The sequence below is a fragment of the Salinimicrobium sediminilitoris genome (genome assembly GCF_020866905.1).
GTDB classification, from domain to species: domain Bacteria; phylum Bacteroidota; class Bacteroidia; order Flavobacteriales; family Flavobacteriaceae; genus Salinimicrobium; species Salinimicrobium sediminilitoris.
On record NZ_JAIVCC010000009.1, the window covers coordinates 177851 to 194186 of the forward strand.

Sequence of the window (16336 nt, forward strand, 5' to 3'; positions counted from 1 at the left end):
TTACTGAGGTAAAAAAATTTAAATCCAGTACGTCAATGTTATCAAGCTCCAGCAAATATGCAGTAAATGCCGTCCTTTATCTGGCGGTTCATTCAAACGACAAGAATAAAATAAGAGCTAAGGAAATTGCAGAAGCAATTAAACTGCCATCTCCATTTCTTTCAAAATTACTGCAATCACTCTCCAGGGAAAATATAATTTCTTCCTCTAAAGGTCCTACAGGAGGTTTTTATCTCACAAAACAGGCATTAAATACCCCTTTAATAGAGGTAGTCAATATTATTGATGGTACCAGCCGGCTGGAGGATTGTGTTTTGGGTTTGAAGAAGTGCAGTTCCGAGCAGCCTTGCCCTGTACATTATTCTGTTCAGCCTTTAAAGCAGAAGTTCAGGAAGGAACTACAGGAGAACATAAGTGTATTTGCAGAAAAAGTAAAAAACGGAGAGGCTTACCTTTTCGTGTAAATCTCTCCGTTTCAAAAATGTCATTTTTAAGAGGTGTTCTATAGCATTGCCAAAGTTTGTTTGGCGATCTCCAGCTCTTCATTGGTAGGGATCACAAGGATCTTTACTGCTGAAGTTGCCTTGCCAATATCCCTTATTTCCTTGGAACGTACGCTGTTCTTTTCTTCATCCAGTTCGAGCCCCAGGTATTCCATATCACGGGAAACAAGCTTTCTAATTACATCTGAATTTTCTCCAATTCCTGCAGTAAAGACCACAGCATCAAGACCGTTCATAGCTGCGGCGTAAGCACCGATATATTTTTTTATGCGGTAAGCATTCATGTCGAGGGCTAGTTGACATTCCCTGTTTCCTTTTTCTGCCTCGTCTTCAATATCTCTAAGGTCACTGTAACCGGTAAGGCCCAGCATTCCGCTTTTGTGATGGAGTAGATCACTCACTTCTTTAGCCGAATATCCCAGTTGCTCGATCATATAAAATATCACCGATTGGTCAATATCTCCACTACGGGTTCCCATGATCAATCCGTTAACAGGACCGAAGCCTAGGGTGTGGTCAATACTTTTCCCATCTTTCACAGCCGTCATACTACACCCATTCCCAAGATGAACAGTAACGAGTTTGGATTTTTCCTTTTTGAGGTACTCATTAGCTTTTTCTGAAACATACTTATGACTTGTCCCATGGAAGCCGTACACCTGAATTTTCTCCTTTTCATAGAATTCATTTGGAATAGCATACTTGCTGGCGTGTGAAGGAATACTCTGGTGGAAAGCTGTGTCAAAAACAGCCACCTGGACTGCTTTAGGAAAAATCTCCTCGGCTACTTCAATTCCCTTTAAGTTTGGTGGATTATGAAGTGGTGCCAGGGAAAATAATTCTTTGATCTTTTCCTTTACTCTGTCATCAATAACAATGGTATCCGAAAAACTTGCACCGCCATGAACAACGCGATGACCAATGGCAGGAATATCGGCAGGATCCTTTATCACTCCGTAATTGCTGTGCATAAGGTGTTTTGTCACCTCTTTTAGAGCTACGGAATGATCCTGAATTTCCATTTCTTCGGAAGTTGAATATGCTTCCGATTTATAATGAAGTTTTCCTGAAGCCTGTCCAATCCTTTCAACCAGCCCCGAAGCTAAAACTTCTTCTGAAGGCATATTGATCAATTGAAATTTTAGGGATGAACTCCCGGAGTTAATTATAAGTATATTCTTATTCATATTTCTATTTTAGAATCAAGAGCCAAGAACCAAGAGCCAAGACTTTTAATTAGATTATTTTTCCTTAAACCTTAAACCTTAAACCTTAAACCTTAAACCTTAAACCTTTATAAGCCCTGAGCCTGAATTGCGGTAAGAATTACTGTATTGAAAACATCATCAACAGTACAGCCACGGCTAAGGTCGTTCACAGGTTTGTTTAACCCCTGTAGCATTGGTCCAATCGCCAAAGCGCCTGTTTCCCTTTGCACGGCTTTATAGGTATTGTTCCCGGTGTTAAGGTCGGGGAAAATAAGTACGCTTGCCTGCCCTGCAACTTCAGATCCCGGTAATTTACTTTTACCTATGGTGCGATCAACTGCGGCGTCATATTGTATTGGTCCTTCAATTTTAAGATCGGGACGTTTTTTCCTCACAATTTCAGTTGCTTCCCGAACCCTGTCAACATCTTCTCCTTTCCCGGAACTTCCGGAAGAGTAGGAGAGCATTGCGATCTTGGGTTCAATTCCGAAGGCCTTACTACTTTCCGCAGAAGAGATACAGATCTCTGCAAGCTCTTCGGCCGTTGGATTAGGATTAATAGCACAATCTCCAAAAACTGAAACCCGGTCTTCAAGACACATAAAGAACACCGAAGAAACTACAGAAACTCCCGGTTTGGTCTTAATGAACTGCAGTGCCGGTCTAATGGTGTGCTGCGTAGTGTGAGCCGCACCCGAAACCATTCCGTCCGCGTGCCCTTTATGGATCATCATAGTCCCAAAATAGGAAACATCACTCATAAGATCACGTGCGATATCCATGTTGATATTCTTATGTTTTCGCAGTTCGTAAAAGGTCTTTACGTAATCGTCGAAATATTCAGATTTTGTAGGGTTAATGATATTCAGCTTTTCTAAATCAATTGGCAAAGCCAGGTTCATGATCATTTTCCTGATCTCTTCCTCATCCCCGAGAATAGTAAGATCTACAATATCCATTGTGATAAGACGGGAAGCAGCAGTAAGGATTCGTTCATCTGTACCTTCGGGAAGAACTATATGTTTACGTTGCTGTTGGGCACGTTTTACAAGGCTGTACTGGAACATTCTAGGCGTAATGCCACTGGGTTGAAGCCCGGCAAAACGCTCTATTAGTGGATCCATATTAACGTACTTTTCAAACGTGCTTATTGAAGTTTCGATCTTCTGCGTACTGTCGGCGTAAATATTTGAGTTAATGGCACCAACTTTATTAGTCACATTAAAGGTTCCTTCTTCCACAGAAATGATAGGAACCACTTGTGAAAGACCTTCAATAAGTTTAATAATAGAATCTTCGGGAATCAAACCTCCTGTGAGGATAATTCCTGAAATTCGCGGATAATTACTGGAAATATGCGCCTGTAGCGCCCCCAGAATTATATCTGCCCTGTCACCCGGAGTGATCACCAGGCTTTCATTTTTAAGATGCTTCAGGTAATTGCGTAGCTGCATAGCTCCCACATTAAAGCTTCCCGATTGGTTATCAAGGAATTCCTCTCCAAAAAGCACTTTTCCGTCAAGAGCTTCCACGATCTCCTTTAGCGTTGGGTTTGCCAAAGTATCTATTAAAGGAAGCGCAAAAACAGCAACATCATCTGGCAGGAATTCTCTCATTCCATTGGTTGCAATGGTAAGATTGGCAAGTTCTATCTTATTGCTTACCATTGCCATTACGCGAACGTCCTTACTAATAAAGGTTTGATAAGCCATTTGAAGGCTTCCCATTAATCCTTCTTTAGTTTTGCTACGGCCACTCGCAATTATAATTACCGGTAAGCCAAGGTTCTTTGCAATATTGACATTCTCATCAAATTCAAAGACACTGCCTTCTCCCGAAAAATCACTGCCCTCAACAAGGACAAAATCAAAAGCATCCTCGAGTTTTTTGTATTTTCTAATGATGGTATCAATGATCTCCCCCGATTTTCCCTCATTGCGCTTTTGAATAACTTCGCTCCTGGTATAAGCATAAGCATCTTCATAAGACATAGGAAGATCAAAATATTTTAAAACCGTATCAATATGGTTATCGAGGTTTCCCGGCTTTTCTTCATTAATAATAGGTCGAAAATAGGCTACCTTTACAGTCTTTCCTAACAAAGCTCTCATTAGTCCCAGGGAGATAAGGGATTTTCCACTGTTTGGTTCTAAAGTCGCTATATAAAGTCCTTTGTTCATAGTTTTGTAAATTCTAATGCAAAAGTAAGGCTTATAAAAAATCCTGACCTGCGAGACAGGTTAAAAAGTCGTAAAAATCTGATGAAAATCACCTGAAGCTGGACCAATTCGTCCTTTATTTTTCCTGCGGAAGAATTTCCTTTAAAAATGCCGTTTTAGAGAAGTAAGTTTTGCTGAAGTATTCTTCTTTATCCTGAAGCTTCTGAACGTTTTTTAGTGAGAACAGATTTTTTTGAATGCCTCTTTTTCTTCTTTTGGATCTCTTTGTTGCTTATCCATAGAAGGTAAGTATATCCAATAATACCTGCCAAAAGTGAAGCCGAAAGAATCCCGATTTTTGCCTGTACAAGAAACTCCTCATTTACAAAGGCAAGTTCTGTAATAAAGAGGCTCATTGTGAATCCAATGGCAGCGAGAAAACCCACACCATAAATATGCTTCCATTTAACTCCTTTTGGGAGGGAAGAAATTTTTAACCATACCATAAGTCTGGTGAAAAAAACCACTCCAAAGAATTTTCCAATGATCAACCCCAGGATGATACCTAATGTTACCGGACTAAAAAAGAAGCCCAGGGAAGAGGCATCAATAGTCACACCTGCATTGGCAAATGCGAAAAGAGGTAAAACAACAAAACTTACAAATGGTTGCAAGGCGTGTTCAAGACGTTGAAGGGGAGGGGTTGCATCTTTTGTGAGCGAGGTGAATTTTTCAATAGTATTGGTAATGGATTCCTCCCTGTGTTCCTCCTTAATACCCTCTTCTTTCATTAAAGCCTTAATATTATATGATAACAAGCGTACTTTCCGGAGAAAGAGAGGAGGATTGATCTTCTTATTAACGGGAATGGCAAAGGCAGCCAACACTGCCGCGATTGTTGCATGTACTCCCGAAAGAAGTATAGCCAGCCAGAGCCCGCCTATTCCCATGATTGCATAAAAGGCCGTATGTCGAATTCCAATCTGGTTGGCGACGATCAGGATCAGGAAGAACATGGCTGCAATTGCCAGGCTCAAAAAGGAAAGATCTGCAGTATAAAATAATGCGATTACTATCACTGCTCCCAAATCGTCTACAATGGCAATTGCAGTGAGGAAAACCTTTAGAGAAAGTGGCACCCGGTTCCCCAGCAAATACAGGATGCCCAGCGCAAAGGCAATATCTGTAGCCATGGGAATTCCCCATCCTGTTATTGATTCTAGTCCTCCGTTGAAATAATAATAAATGAGGGCGGGCATTACCATTCCACCTATTGCCGCCGCTACCGGAAGCACAGATTTTCGAAACCCGGCAAGCTCCCCCTGGGTGATCTCCCGTTTTAGTTCAAGTCCTACCAGAAAGAAAAACATCGACATCAACCCGTCATTGATCCAGTGCAGCAGGGTTTTCCTTATCACCATATCATTGATCCCTAAATAGATATTCTGTTTCCAGAAATTGTGGTAAGTTTCTGCCAGTGGGGAATTGGCGAAGATCACAGCGAGAATGGCAGAGAAAATAAGTAGCAGGCCTACAGAAGTCTGTTTTTCAATAAAGCCCTTAATAGGCAGCAACAGGTATAGGTCAAGATGCGATTTTCTCATAAATTATTAATTTGATGCGATGTAAGAACATTACCTGAGAATAATAATCTCTTAAGTTATTTTTTTAATTCCATATAGAAGATGATGAATATCAGATGATTATTTTTTTTTGATAGAAATTCCATGAAAGACCTATTTTCCTCTCATTCTGAAGACTATTCCCGATACCGTCCCACGTATCCGGCAGAACTGTATAATTTTATGTGGCAGCTTTGCCAAACAAGAGACCGGGCCCTAGACTGTGGTGCGGGTAACGGACAGGTAGCAGGGGAGCTGGCAACTTTTTTCCAGGAGGTTTATGCGACCGATGTTAGTATTAATCAGCTGTCACAGGCGGTGCAGAAGCCAAATATTCATTACACCAAACAATCTGCGGAAAATATGGTGTTTCCCAATGATCATTTTGATCTTGTAACTGTTGGACAGGCGGTGCACTGGTTCAATTTTGAAAAATTTTATTCTGAGGTAAAAAGGGTACTAAAAAAAGATGCTGTAATAGCCATTTTTGGATACTCACTTTTTAGAAGCAATCCCGAAACAGATAAAATCATCAGGCACTTCTACGATAATATAATAGGTTCTTTTTGGCAACCCGAACGACGTTACCTGGAGGAGAAATATCAAACCATTCCCTTTCCTTTTGAAGAAATTGAAACTCCGGGTTTTGAAATGAAGCAGCAATGGAGTTTTGAAAGGCTACTGGGATATCTCAACACCTGGTCGGCAGTGAAAGCTTTTGAAAAGGAGAAGGATGAAAATCCGGTGGAGCTGGTGAAGAAAGAACTTGGGGAGAGTTTTGGCGAGGTGGGGGAAGTGAATTTTCCGGTGCTGCTTCGGGTGGGCAGGAATTCAGAATAAAACTTCCGCAGAAATTTTTATCGGGAATATTCCGGAACGGGGTGTCAAAAATGGCATTTTTGGAAGGTTTTTTTCGGCTGGTTTTCAGGGTAGATTTCCGAAGAAATTGAGCTGCTCAAAATTCCAATTCATATAACTATATTTGCAGCCGCTAAAGAGCATCAAAATTTATTATATGAAAGCCGGAATTGTAGGACTACCCAACGTAGGAAAATCAACTTTATTCAACTGTCTCTCAAACGCAAAAGCGCAGAGTGCCAACTTCCCGTTTTGTACCATTGAACCCAACATTGGAGTGGTGAACGTGCCCGATAAGCGCCTGGAAAAACTGGAATCCCTTGTAAATCCTGAAAGAGTAATGCCTGCTACCGTAGAGATCGTGGATATTGCCGGACTTGTAAAAGGAGCGAGTAAAGGGGAAGGTCTTGGAAACCAATTCCTCGGAAATATTCGTGAAACTGATGCAATTCTTCATGTTTTAAGGTGTTTTGAGAACGACAATATCGTGCACGTGGATGGAAATATAAATCCGGTGAGAGATAAGGAGACCATTGATATGGAGCTGCAGCTTAAGGATCTTGAAACGGTCGAAAAGAAGCTGGAAAAGGTGAAGCGGGCTGCGAAAACCGGGAATAAGGAAGCTCAAAAAGAAGAAGCAGCTTTATTGAAAGTAAAGAGTGGACTTGAAGCGGGAAATTCAGTAAGAGCAATTGATCTTACTGAAGAAGAAAGACAGGAATTTATTAAGCCACTACAGTTCATTACAGATAAACCTGTGATGTACGTGTGTAATGTTAACGAAACCGATGCAGTTTCGGGAAATGAACATGTTGATAAGGTAAAAGAGTCTGTCAAAGGTGAAGGCGCCGAGGTTCTGGTACTGGCAGTAGGAACAGAAGCCGATATCACTGAACTTGACGACTATGAAGAGCGTAAAATGTTCCTTCAGGATATTGGGCTGGATGAGCCGGGATCGGCTAAACTTATTCGTGGAGCCTATAGTCTTCTTAATCTACAAACTTATTTTACTGCCGGGGTCAAAGAAGTAAGAGCCTGGACAATTCCCGTAGGAGCCACAGCGCCGCAAGCGGCAGGTGTGATCCATACCGACTTTGAAAAAGGTTTTATTCGTGCCGAAGTTATCGCGTATGACGACTACGTGAATTACGGAAGTGAAGCAAAAGTGAAGGAAGCCGGGAAAATGAGGGTAGAAGGGAAGGAATATATCGTAAAAGATGGGGATGTAATGCACTTTAGGTTCAACGTGTAATTAGATTTGAGATATTAGTATTGAGTATTGAGACTTAATACGAGATTGGACCTCACAGGTTTTTTAAACCTGTGAGGTCTTTTCAATTTTAGGAAACTTCAACGTTGAATACCTTCAAAAAATGACATTTTTTGAAGGTATTTTGGGAATAAAAATAATCTGGAAATTTCCAATCTTGAATCCAAAGGACCTTGAACTTTGAACTTTAAACCTTAAACCTGCGTTTGTGAAACAATTGTTAATTATTTTGTTCCCCAGAGGTTTCAACTTTTTAGGGGAAAGCTTATATTAGCCACGAAACCGCAGGAAGCAGCTATGATCGAAGAAACTAAATATACCGAAGATAATATACGGTCGCTCGACTGGAAGGAGCATATTCGTATGCGTCCCGGGATGTATATTGGAAAACTTGGAGATGGTTCGAGTGCAGATGACGGTATCTATATTCTTCTTAAAGAAGTTATCGACAACTGTATCGACGAATTTGTAATGGGTGCAGGAAAGACCATTGAGATCTCTGTACAAAACCAACGGGTGATCGTTCGCGATTACGGCCGGGGTATTCCATTGGGAAAGGTGGTAGATGTGGTTTCAAAGATGAATACCGGTGGGAAATATGATACCCGGGCCTTTAAAAAGTCTGTAGGACTTAACGGGGTTGGTACTAAGGCGGTAAATGCCCTTTCCAGTAATTTTAGGGTGGAATCTACCAGGGATGGGAGATCAAAGTCGGCTGAATTTGAGCAGGGTAATCTTATCAATGAAGAGGAACTCGAGGAAACCTCCAGAAGAAGAGGGACCAAGGTGAGTTTTACACCCGATGAAATTATCTTTAAGCATTACAAATTTCGTTCAGAATATATTGAAAAGATGCTGAAGAACTATGTTTACCTCAATCCGGGGTTGACGATAGTTTTTAACGGCGAAAAATTTTATTCAGAAAATGGATTGGCCGATCTTTTATCTGATAGTATTAATGAAGATGACCGCCTGTACCCGATCATTCACCTGCGGGGTAATGATATTGAGGTGGCGATCACTCACAGCAAGACCCAGTACAGCGAAGAGTATCACTCTTTCGTTAACGGACAGCATACTTCCCAGGGGGGAACCCATTTGGCTGCATTCAGGGAATCTGTAGTAAAAACTCTAAGGGAATTCTACGGAAAGAATTTTGAAGCCAGTGACGTTAGAAAGTCTATAGTTTCGGCTATTAGTATAAAAGTGATGGAACCGGTTTTTGAAAGTCAGACAAAAACCAAACTTGGTTCTACAGATATGGGAGGTGACCTGCCAACGGTGCGCACCTATATCAATGATTTCCTTAAAACCCAGCTGGATAACTTCCTGCACAAAAATCCTGAAACTGCCGATTTGCTACAGCGAAAGATATTGCAGGCAGAAAGAGAGCGTAAGGAACTTTCGGGAATTAGGAAACTGGCAAAAGACCGGGCTAAAAAAGCCAGTCTGCACAACAAAAAATTGCGAGATTGCCGAATCCACCTGGGAGACAGCAAAAAAGAACGCTACCTGGAAAGCACCCTTTTTATTACAGAGGGAGATTCTGCGAGTGGTTCCATCACCAAATCCAGGGATGTGAATACACAAGCGGTTTTCAGCTTAAAAGGAAAACCTCTCAACAGCTACGGTCTTAGTAAAAAGATCGTTTATGAGAATGAAGAATTCAATCTGCTTCAGGCAGCGCTGAATATTGAAGAGTCTATGGAAGACCTTCGGTATAATAATATTGTGATCGCTACCGATGCCGATGTTGACGGAATGCACATTAGATTACTGCTCATTACTTTCTTTTTACAATTCTTTCCGGAGTTGATCAAAGAGAACCATTTATACATCCTGCAAACGCCACTCTTCCGCGTGCGGAATAAAAAAGAAACGATCTACTGCTATAGCGAGTTGGAAAGGCAACAGGCAATACAAAAACTTTCAGGAAAACCCGAGATCACACGATTTAAAGGACTTGGAGAGATTTCACCGGACGAATTCAGGCATTTTATTGGCGATAATATTCGGCTGGACCCTGTTATGCTAGACAAGGAAATGAGCATTGAGGAGCTTCTGAGTTTCTATATGGGGAAAAACACGCCAGACAGGCAGGAATTTATTATTGATAACCTTAAAGTCGAGCTGGACCTTATTAACGAATAGCATGAAGTTCAACAATAAGAAAGAAACCAGCATTATCCCCTCGATCTATATTATTGTTGTGGCGGTTTTTATTACTAATACATTTGCATCTATTGAGTTAAAATACGACGATGCTCCCTTTAATTACAGTAGTTTGATTCCTAATGTAATTTCGCTTTTGGTAGGGATCTTTATTTTTATTGTTGGTAAGACTTTCGAATTTGACAGCGATGGAGAGACTATAAACTTTAAAAGTAATGGTGTGCTGGTGTCGCAATTTATGCACTACCGTGAGCAAAGAACAGAAGTTCCAAAGTCGAAACTAAAGGATTTTAGAGTAGAGAATTATTTTTTCTATAAACGCCTGCACGTCTTTATCCATTCGCGGAACAGTAAGGGTTACAGGCATTATAAATACAATATCACCTTTTTGACAGGCAAGAAAATTAAGGCATTAAAGATGTCACTTGCCAAGATTTTGGAAAAAAACAAAGCGAGGGCTTAAATGGAGAACGAGAATCTAGACGATCATCAAGACGAACAATTGGGGCAGAACGAAGAGCTGAATTTGGAAAATAATGAGGTGCTTACCAAGGTCACCGGGATGTACAAGGACTGGTTTCTTGATTATGCTTCTTATGTGATCCTTGAAAGAGCCGTTCCTGCTCTTGAAGACGGTTTTAAACCTGTACAGCGGCGTATCATGCATTCTATGAAGGATCTTGACGACGGGCGGTACAACAAAGTAGCCAACATTGTAGGGCATACCATGCAGTATCACCCGCACGGGGATGCCAGTATTGGAGATGCCATGGTGCAGGTTGGACAAAAAGACCTGTTGATAGATACCCAGGGAAACTGGGGAAATATTCTTACGGGAGATGGATCAGCCGCCGCCCGTTATATTGAAGCACGGCTTTCAAAATTTGCCCTGGATGTTGTCTACAACCCAAAGATCACCGAATGGCAGCTTTCTTATGACGGAAGAAAAAAAGAACCGGTAAATCTACCGGTAATGTTTCCGTTATTACTTGCCCAGGGGGCTGAAGGTATTGCAGTAGGTTTAAGCACCAAGATCCTGCCTCATAATTTTATTGAACTCATAGAGGCCAGTGTAAAGCACTTGCAGGGGAAGAAATTTAAACTGTATCCCGATTTCGCTACCGGTGGAATTGCTGATATTACAAACTATAACGACGGGATGAGAGGCGGTCGTGTACGGGTACGCGCCAATATTTCTCAACTTGACAAAAATACCCTGGTTATAAAAGAAATACCTTTTAGTACCAATACTTCTACTTTAATTGATTCTATCCTCAAGGCAAACGACAAAGGGAAGATAAAGGTCAAGAAAATAGAGGATAATACCTCGAGTGAAGTTGAGATCCTTATCCATTTACCGTCGGGTATGTCACCCGATAAAACCATAGATGCATTATACGCTTTTACAAACTGCGAAGTATCTATTTCCCCTTTAAGCTGTATTATTATTGATAATAAACCGGCATTTCTTGGAGTTTCTGAAATCTTAAGAAGGTCTACAGACCATACTCTGAGTCTGCTAAAGAGTGACCTTGAGGTAAAACTCGACGAATTCCAGGAGCAATGGCATTTTGCGTCCCTTGAAAGGATCTTCATTGAAAAACGTATCTACCGTGATATTGAAGAGGAGGAGACCTGGGAAGGAGTAATAAAAGCCATAGATGAAGGGCTAAAGCCACACACTACCCACTTAAAACGTGCAGTGACCGAGGAAGACATTGTGCGGCTTACAGAGATAAGGATCAAGAGAATTTCCAAGTTTGACCTTGAAAAGGCCGAGCAGAAAATTGAGGCACTGGAAGGCGAGATTGCCCAGATAAAACATCACCTGGATCATCTCGTGGATTATGCCATTGCATACTTTAACCGCCTGAAAAAAGATTACGGAGCCGGAAAAGAGAGAAAGACCGAACTGCGACTGTTTGATGACATTGAGGCTACAAAAGTTGTAATAAGGAATACCAAGCTCTTCGTTAACCGGAAAGAAGGTTTTGTGGGTACAGCCCTTAAAAAGGATGAGTATGTTACCGATTGTTCAGATATCGATGATGTGATCTGCTTTACGGCCGAAGGGAAAATGATCGTAACAAAAGTAGATGCCAAGACCTTTATAGGAAAAGATATTATCCACGTTGCCATTTTCAAGAAGAAGGATCGCAGGACCATCTATAACATGATCTATAAAGACGGGAAAGGCGGTGCTGCATATATTAAGAGATTTGCCGTAACCTCGGTCACCAGGGACAGGGAATATAATCTTACCCAGGGCAAAAAAGCTTCTGAAGTACTTTACTTCTCTGCCAATCCAAACGGAGAGGCCGAAGTAGTGATGGTTTACCTGCGCCAGGTAGGCAGTATTAAAAAACTGAAATTTGAAGTGGATTTTGCAGATATGGCCATAAAAGGCAGAGCTGTAAAAGGTAATATTGTGACCAAGTATCCGGTTAAAAAGATTGACCTGAAAGAAGAAGGAGTTTCTACCTTGAAACCCCGAAGGATCTGGTTTGATGATACAGTACGAAGACTGAATGTTGATGAAAGGGGAGAGTTACTTGGAGAGTTCAAAGGAGAAGACAGGCTGTTGATCATTACCCAAAATGGAATTGCCAAGACAATTAAACCTGAACTCACTACGAGATTTGACCAGGATATTATAGTTCTGGAAAAATGGTCTCCAAAGAAGCCACTTTCGGCTATCTATTGGGAAGGGGAAAAAGAAAAATTTTATGTAAAACGCTTCCTGGTTGAAAATGAGGAAAGGGAAGAGAATTTTATAGGAGATCATCCAAAATCATATCTTGAAATTGTCTCTACAGATTATCTACCGGTTGTGGAAGTGGTCTATGGGAAGATTAGAGGTAAAGATCAAAAACCGAATGATCTTGTCGAACTTGAAGATTTCATCTCGGTAAAAGGTATCAAAGCTCTCGGGAACCAACTTACTTCAGAAAAGGTTAAACAAATAAACCTTATGGATCCCAAGCCTTTTGTGGAGCCCGAAGAAACTGCTCCTGAGGACATGGAAGTAGTAGGGGAAGAGAATGTTGAAGGGACAGGTTCTTCTTCCGAATCTCCAGACTTCTCGGAAGGAAAACTTCAGAAAAAAGGTGCGAAAAATGATGAGAGCCAGATAAAACTTTTTGATGAGTAATGGCTAAAGGATTTTTTCAGGAATTTAAAGAGTTTGCGGTCAAGGGTAACATGATCGATATGGCGGTGGGTATCATCATTGGTACTGCTTTTAACCGCGTTGTAGATGTACTCGTAAAGCAGGTGGTAATGCCTCCTTTGTCGATGTTGACCGGAAAGATAGACTATGGTGATAGAAAATATGTTTTAAAAGAAGCAGTACCAGCCACAGATGGTGCGGAAGCTGTTGAAGAAATAGCCGTGGGTTATGGCCTTCTTATTGAAGTTTTTATTGATTTCCTGGTAATTGGGTTGACTGTATTCCTGGTAGTGAAATTCATGAACAGGTTTAGAAGGAAGGCCGAAGATACAAAAGACAAGACCGTCGCTACTCCAAAAGATATTGAGCTGCTCACAAACCTTAAGGAACTTATGCAGGAACAGAATGAGTTGCTTAAGAAGAATAACAGTTAATCTTACTTAATAAAAGAGAAAATTTGAAAAGTGGCAGAAAAGCCACTTTTTTTATAGAACAGCCTTAAATCGTTCAGGTATTAGTTATTCTGTTTTTACTACCGTTCCTCTCTGTTTCTTATTTTCCCCCACCAAACCATATTCAAAGGTATAAGTATTGTCCTTAGTAGTAAGGATCTTCATATGAATCGGTTTTTCTTCGGCACGGTTCTTTGGGTTTAGGTTCGAAAGGAGATATTCACAGTCATTTATCCATCGAATAGAAGAGGTATCTGCCTTTCCTCGAAAATAATCGATCTCTATACTGTCATTTCGTACAAACTGTGTTTTCACCAGTTCTCCTTCAAGATAGGATTCAAACTCAAAAGTGCCGGTCCTAAAATCCTCACAGTTACGTTCTGCCTCATAACAGGAGGTGAGACAGCAAAGGGCCGTCATTCCTAAAAACAGTTTTTTCATGTGGCAAATTTAAAACTTTTTCAATGGTTCTCAATTTTCGTAAGCATCAAAAGAACCGTCGGTATAAAGAATTATGACCTTTTTTATCTTTTTTGAAGAGGAGGGTGCAGCATGATCATTTGAAGGAAGTGGGGAGGAAGAAGAAAAGAGATCCTGCACCCCGTTTTTGGGAGGAGGAATTTTCGTGGATTCTTCTATTTGTGCTTTCTCACTTTTCTTCGGAAAACTTCCCTTTCCGTTTAGTAGCCAGTAAAGTTCTACATCGGGAAAAGCCGTGACGATCTTCATGACAAAATCTAAACTGGGCTTGTTTCTACCCGAAAGAAGATGGGAAATAGAGGAGCGGCCTACTTCAATTTTATCCGCAAAAGAAGCAGCCGAGAGGTCATGATATTCCATGATCTCATTGAGTCTATTTGTAAATTCTTCAACGTTTACCATTGTAAACACAAATGTAAAATTGTTATGTTTACAAAAGTAACACATTAATTTTAATCCGCCAATTCTTGTTTAAAAGAAGTATTTTTACATAAACTTAAACATTATATAGTCGGACCTAATAAACTAAAATACAATTAATTAAGTCGTGATAAATTGAGGCAGGGAATATTTCCAAGCTAGCATATTTACAGGATTAACATGTTGTTTACATAAGTAGACAACAGAAAAGATTTTACCTGTTTACGATTGTAAATTATGGAATATTTACTTTTGTAAACATGGATATAACTACAGATTTTTTAGAGCAGTACGAGCAATTCACTGTCCCTGGAATACATGGACGATTTCTTGATTTTTCTAATCTGGAGAAAGCTTTGAAGGAGTTCGAGGAAGAGTATGAAATAAAGGAAGTAGGAAGATCATTTCTTAATATTCCCATTTTAAGTATTACAATAGGTACAGGATCTAAAAAAATCTTTGCCTGGTCTCAAATGCACGGGAACGAAACCACTACTACAAAAGGAGTACTTGATCTTCTGCTTTTTTTCAAAATTTATAAAGATCATAGCGAGGTTAAGAAAATCCTGGAGCAATGTACTTTACTTATTCTTCCTATGGTCAACCCGGACGGGGCTGCGAGGTATACGAGAGAAAATGTCAATAAGGTAGACCTTAACAGGGACGCAAGTGATCTACACGAGCCGGAAAGCAGAGTTCTTCGCAATTGCTTTCTGGATTTCAAACCAGATTTTTGCTTTAACCTGCATGATCAACGTACGATCTTTGGAGCAGGAGTTAAAAATTTGCCTGCTACGCTCTCCTTTTTAGCGCCTTCCATGGATGTTGCCAGGACAGTGACACCTGTAAGGATAAAGGCTATGAAAGTAATAGCGGCGATGAATGCTGAACTGCAAAAGGTGATCCCGGGGCAGGTAGGGAGGTTTGATGATGGTTTTAATATTAATTGTACGGGTGATTATTTTACGGCACAGGACGTACCTACAATACTTTTTGAATGCGGCCACTTTCCGCAGGATTATTTAAGAGAGAAAACCCGCAGGATCTTCTCCTATTCCATATTAATAGGAATAAAGGCTATTGCTACAGGAGATTTTGTTCAGCAAAGAGAAGAAGACTATTTCGGTATCCCTGAAAACCAAAAGAGTTTTCTGGATATTATTTTACGTAATGCAATAATAAAAGGAAAAACAGTAGATGTAGGGATCCAGTTCTCAGAGAAAATAAAAGGAGGAGGAGTTCATTTTGAGCCCCAAATTCAGAATATAAATGAGCATCTCCATTTTTTTGGTCACAGGGAAATAGATTGCGAGGGTAAGGAATTAGAAAAAACGGATGGATCCCCTCTTATCGAAAACGATATAGTAGAGGTTATTTTGTTAAATAAAGAGAAGTTATCAATAAAATCCCCTCAAATTCCGTGAATATTATTTATAATCTAATTATTTTGTATTAATTTTGTACTTCGTTTAAAAATAAGGAGAATCTACAAAAGATTAGATATGGCAAAGTTTAGATTAGATGAAACAGATCACCAGATCCTCAATATGTTGATCGACAACACCCGGACCCCTTTTACCGATATAGCCAAGAAATTGAACATATCTGCAGGGACGGTGCATGTTAGAGTTAAGAAAATGGAAGAGGCAGGAATTATCCTTGGATCATCCCTTACTCTTAATTATGAGAAATTAGGTTATGCTTTTATAGCGTATGTGGGAATTTTTCTTCAAAATACTTCTCAAACAAAATTTGTTCTGGAGCGTATCAATGAAATTCCATACGTTACGGTAGCACACGTTACCACAGGAAAATTCAATGTATTCTGTAAGATTAGAGCAAGAGATACTCAGCATGCCAAAGAGATTATTTTCAAACTGGATGACATAGAAGGAGTGTATCGTACAGAAACAATGATTTCTCTTGAGGAAAGCATTAATGATAAGAAAAGACTTATGCATTCAATTTTTGAGAATCTTTAGTTTACTAAATTCTTATTAAAAGCCCTTCAAGCTATAGTTTG

General features: G+C 40.2%; 14 protein-coding genes. 9 read left to right on the top strand and 5 right to left on the bottom strand.

All coding sequences use genetic code 11. The annotated features are described in order from the left end of the window. Window positions 1-35 precede the first annotated feature (35 nt). On the top strand, window positions 36-464 hold the full coding sequence (locus tag LA313_RS10690; RefSeq protein WP_228914746.1) for an RrF2 family transcriptional regulator: 429 nt from the start codon (window positions 36-38) through the stop codon (window positions 462-464). Window positions 465-502: 38 nt separating this feature from the next. Here LA313_RS10690 and LA313_RS10695 read toward each other — a convergent pair whose 3' ends face one another. From LA313_RS10695 to nhaA, 3 genes are all read right to left on the bottom strand, one after another. Continuing rightward, window positions 503-1690 (bottom strand): acetate/propionate family kinase, encoded by a 1188-nt coding sequence (locus LA313_RS10695; protein WP_228914748.1) that lies wholly within the window; start codon window positions 1688-1690, stop codon window positions 503-505. 107 nt (window positions 1691-1797) lie between these two features. After that, window positions 1798-3891: a phosphate acetyltransferase gene (pta, locus tag LA313_RS10700; RefSeq protein WP_228914754.1), complete on the bottom strand. Its 2094-nt coding sequence runs from the start codon at window positions 3889-3891 to the stop codon at window positions 1798-1800. Window positions 3892-4079: 188 nt separating this feature from the next. Further along, the gene (nhaA, locus tag LA313_RS10705) at window positions 4080-5474 is read right to left on the bottom strand and encodes a Na+/H+ antiporter NhaA (RefSeq protein WP_228914756.1); all 1395 of its coding nucleotides are present in this window, start codon (window positions 5472-5474) and stop codon (window positions 4080-4082) included. Between the two features lie 123 nt (window positions 5475-5597). Between nhaA and LA313_RS10710 the strand changes: the two genes are divergently transcribed. The 6 genes from LA313_RS10710 (at window position 5598) to mscL (ending at window position 13395) form a co-directional block, all read left to right on the top strand. Continuing rightward, window positions 5598-6332, top strand: a complete 735-nt coding sequence (locus LA313_RS10710; RefSeq protein ID WP_228914757.1) for a class I SAM-dependent methyltransferase — start codon at window positions 5598-5600, stop codon at window positions 6330-6332. A 175-nt stretch (window positions 6333-6507) separates the two neighbouring features. Beyond that, window positions 6508-7602, top strand: a complete 1095-nt coding sequence (ychF, locus tag LA313_RS10715; RefSeq protein ID WP_228914758.1) for a redox-regulated ATPase YchF — start codon at window positions 6508-6510, stop codon at window positions 7600-7602. A 315-nt stretch (window positions 7603-7917) separates the two neighbouring features. Next, window positions 7918-9771: a DNA topoisomerase IV subunit B gene (locus LA313_RS10720; RefSeq protein WP_228914763.1), complete on the top strand. Its 1854-nt coding sequence runs from the start codon at window positions 7918-7920 to the stop codon at window positions 9769-9771. Window position 9772: 1 nt separating this feature from the next. Next, window positions 9773-10255 (top strand): hypothetical protein, encoded by a 483-nt coding sequence (locus tag LA313_RS10725; protein WP_228914765.1) that lies wholly within the window; start codon window positions 9773-9775, stop codon window positions 10253-10255. Next, on the top strand, window positions 10256-12943 hold the full coding sequence (locus tag LA313_RS10730) for a DNA gyrase/topoisomerase IV subunit A (RefSeq protein WP_228914766.1): 2688 nt from the start codon (window positions 10256-10258) through the stop codon (window positions 12941-12943). Continuing rightward, entirely contained in the window at window positions 12943-13395 is a 453-nt protein-coding gene (gene mscL / locus LA313_RS10735) for a large conductance mechanosensitive channel protein MscL (RefSeq protein ID WP_228914772.1), read from the top strand. Before LA313_RS10730 ends, mscL begins: the two co-directional genes overlap by 1 nt. Before the next feature lie 84 nt (window positions 13396-13479). On the opposite strand, the gene LA313_RS10740 is transcribed toward mscL, so the two are convergent. Beyond that, on the bottom strand, window positions 13480-13854 hold the full coding sequence (locus LA313_RS10740; RefSeq protein WP_228914774.1) for a DNA topoisomerase IV: 375 nt from the start codon (window positions 13852-13854) through the stop codon (window positions 13480-13482). A 30-nt stretch (window positions 13855-13884) separates the two neighbouring features. Further along, window positions 13885-14295, bottom strand: a complete 411-nt coding sequence (locus tag LA313_RS10745) for a helix-turn-helix transcriptional regulator (protein WP_228914781.1) — start codon at window positions 14293-14295, stop codon at window positions 13885-13887. 278 nt (window positions 14296-14573) lie between these two features. On the opposite strand from LA313_RS10745, the gene LA313_RS10750 reads away from it, so the two are divergent. After that, window positions 14574-15737 (top strand): M14 family zinc carboxypeptidase, encoded by a 1164-nt coding sequence (locus tag LA313_RS10750; RefSeq protein ID WP_228914783.1) that lies wholly within the window; start codon window positions 14574-14576, stop codon window positions 15735-15737. A gap of 78 nt (window positions 15738-15815) precedes the next feature. Beyond that, window positions 15816-16295, top strand: a complete 480-nt coding sequence (locus LA313_RS10755) for an Lrp/AsnC family transcriptional regulator (RefSeq protein ID WP_228914785.1) — start codon at window positions 15816-15818, stop codon at window positions 16293-16295. Window positions 16296-16336: the final 41 nt, after the last annotated feature.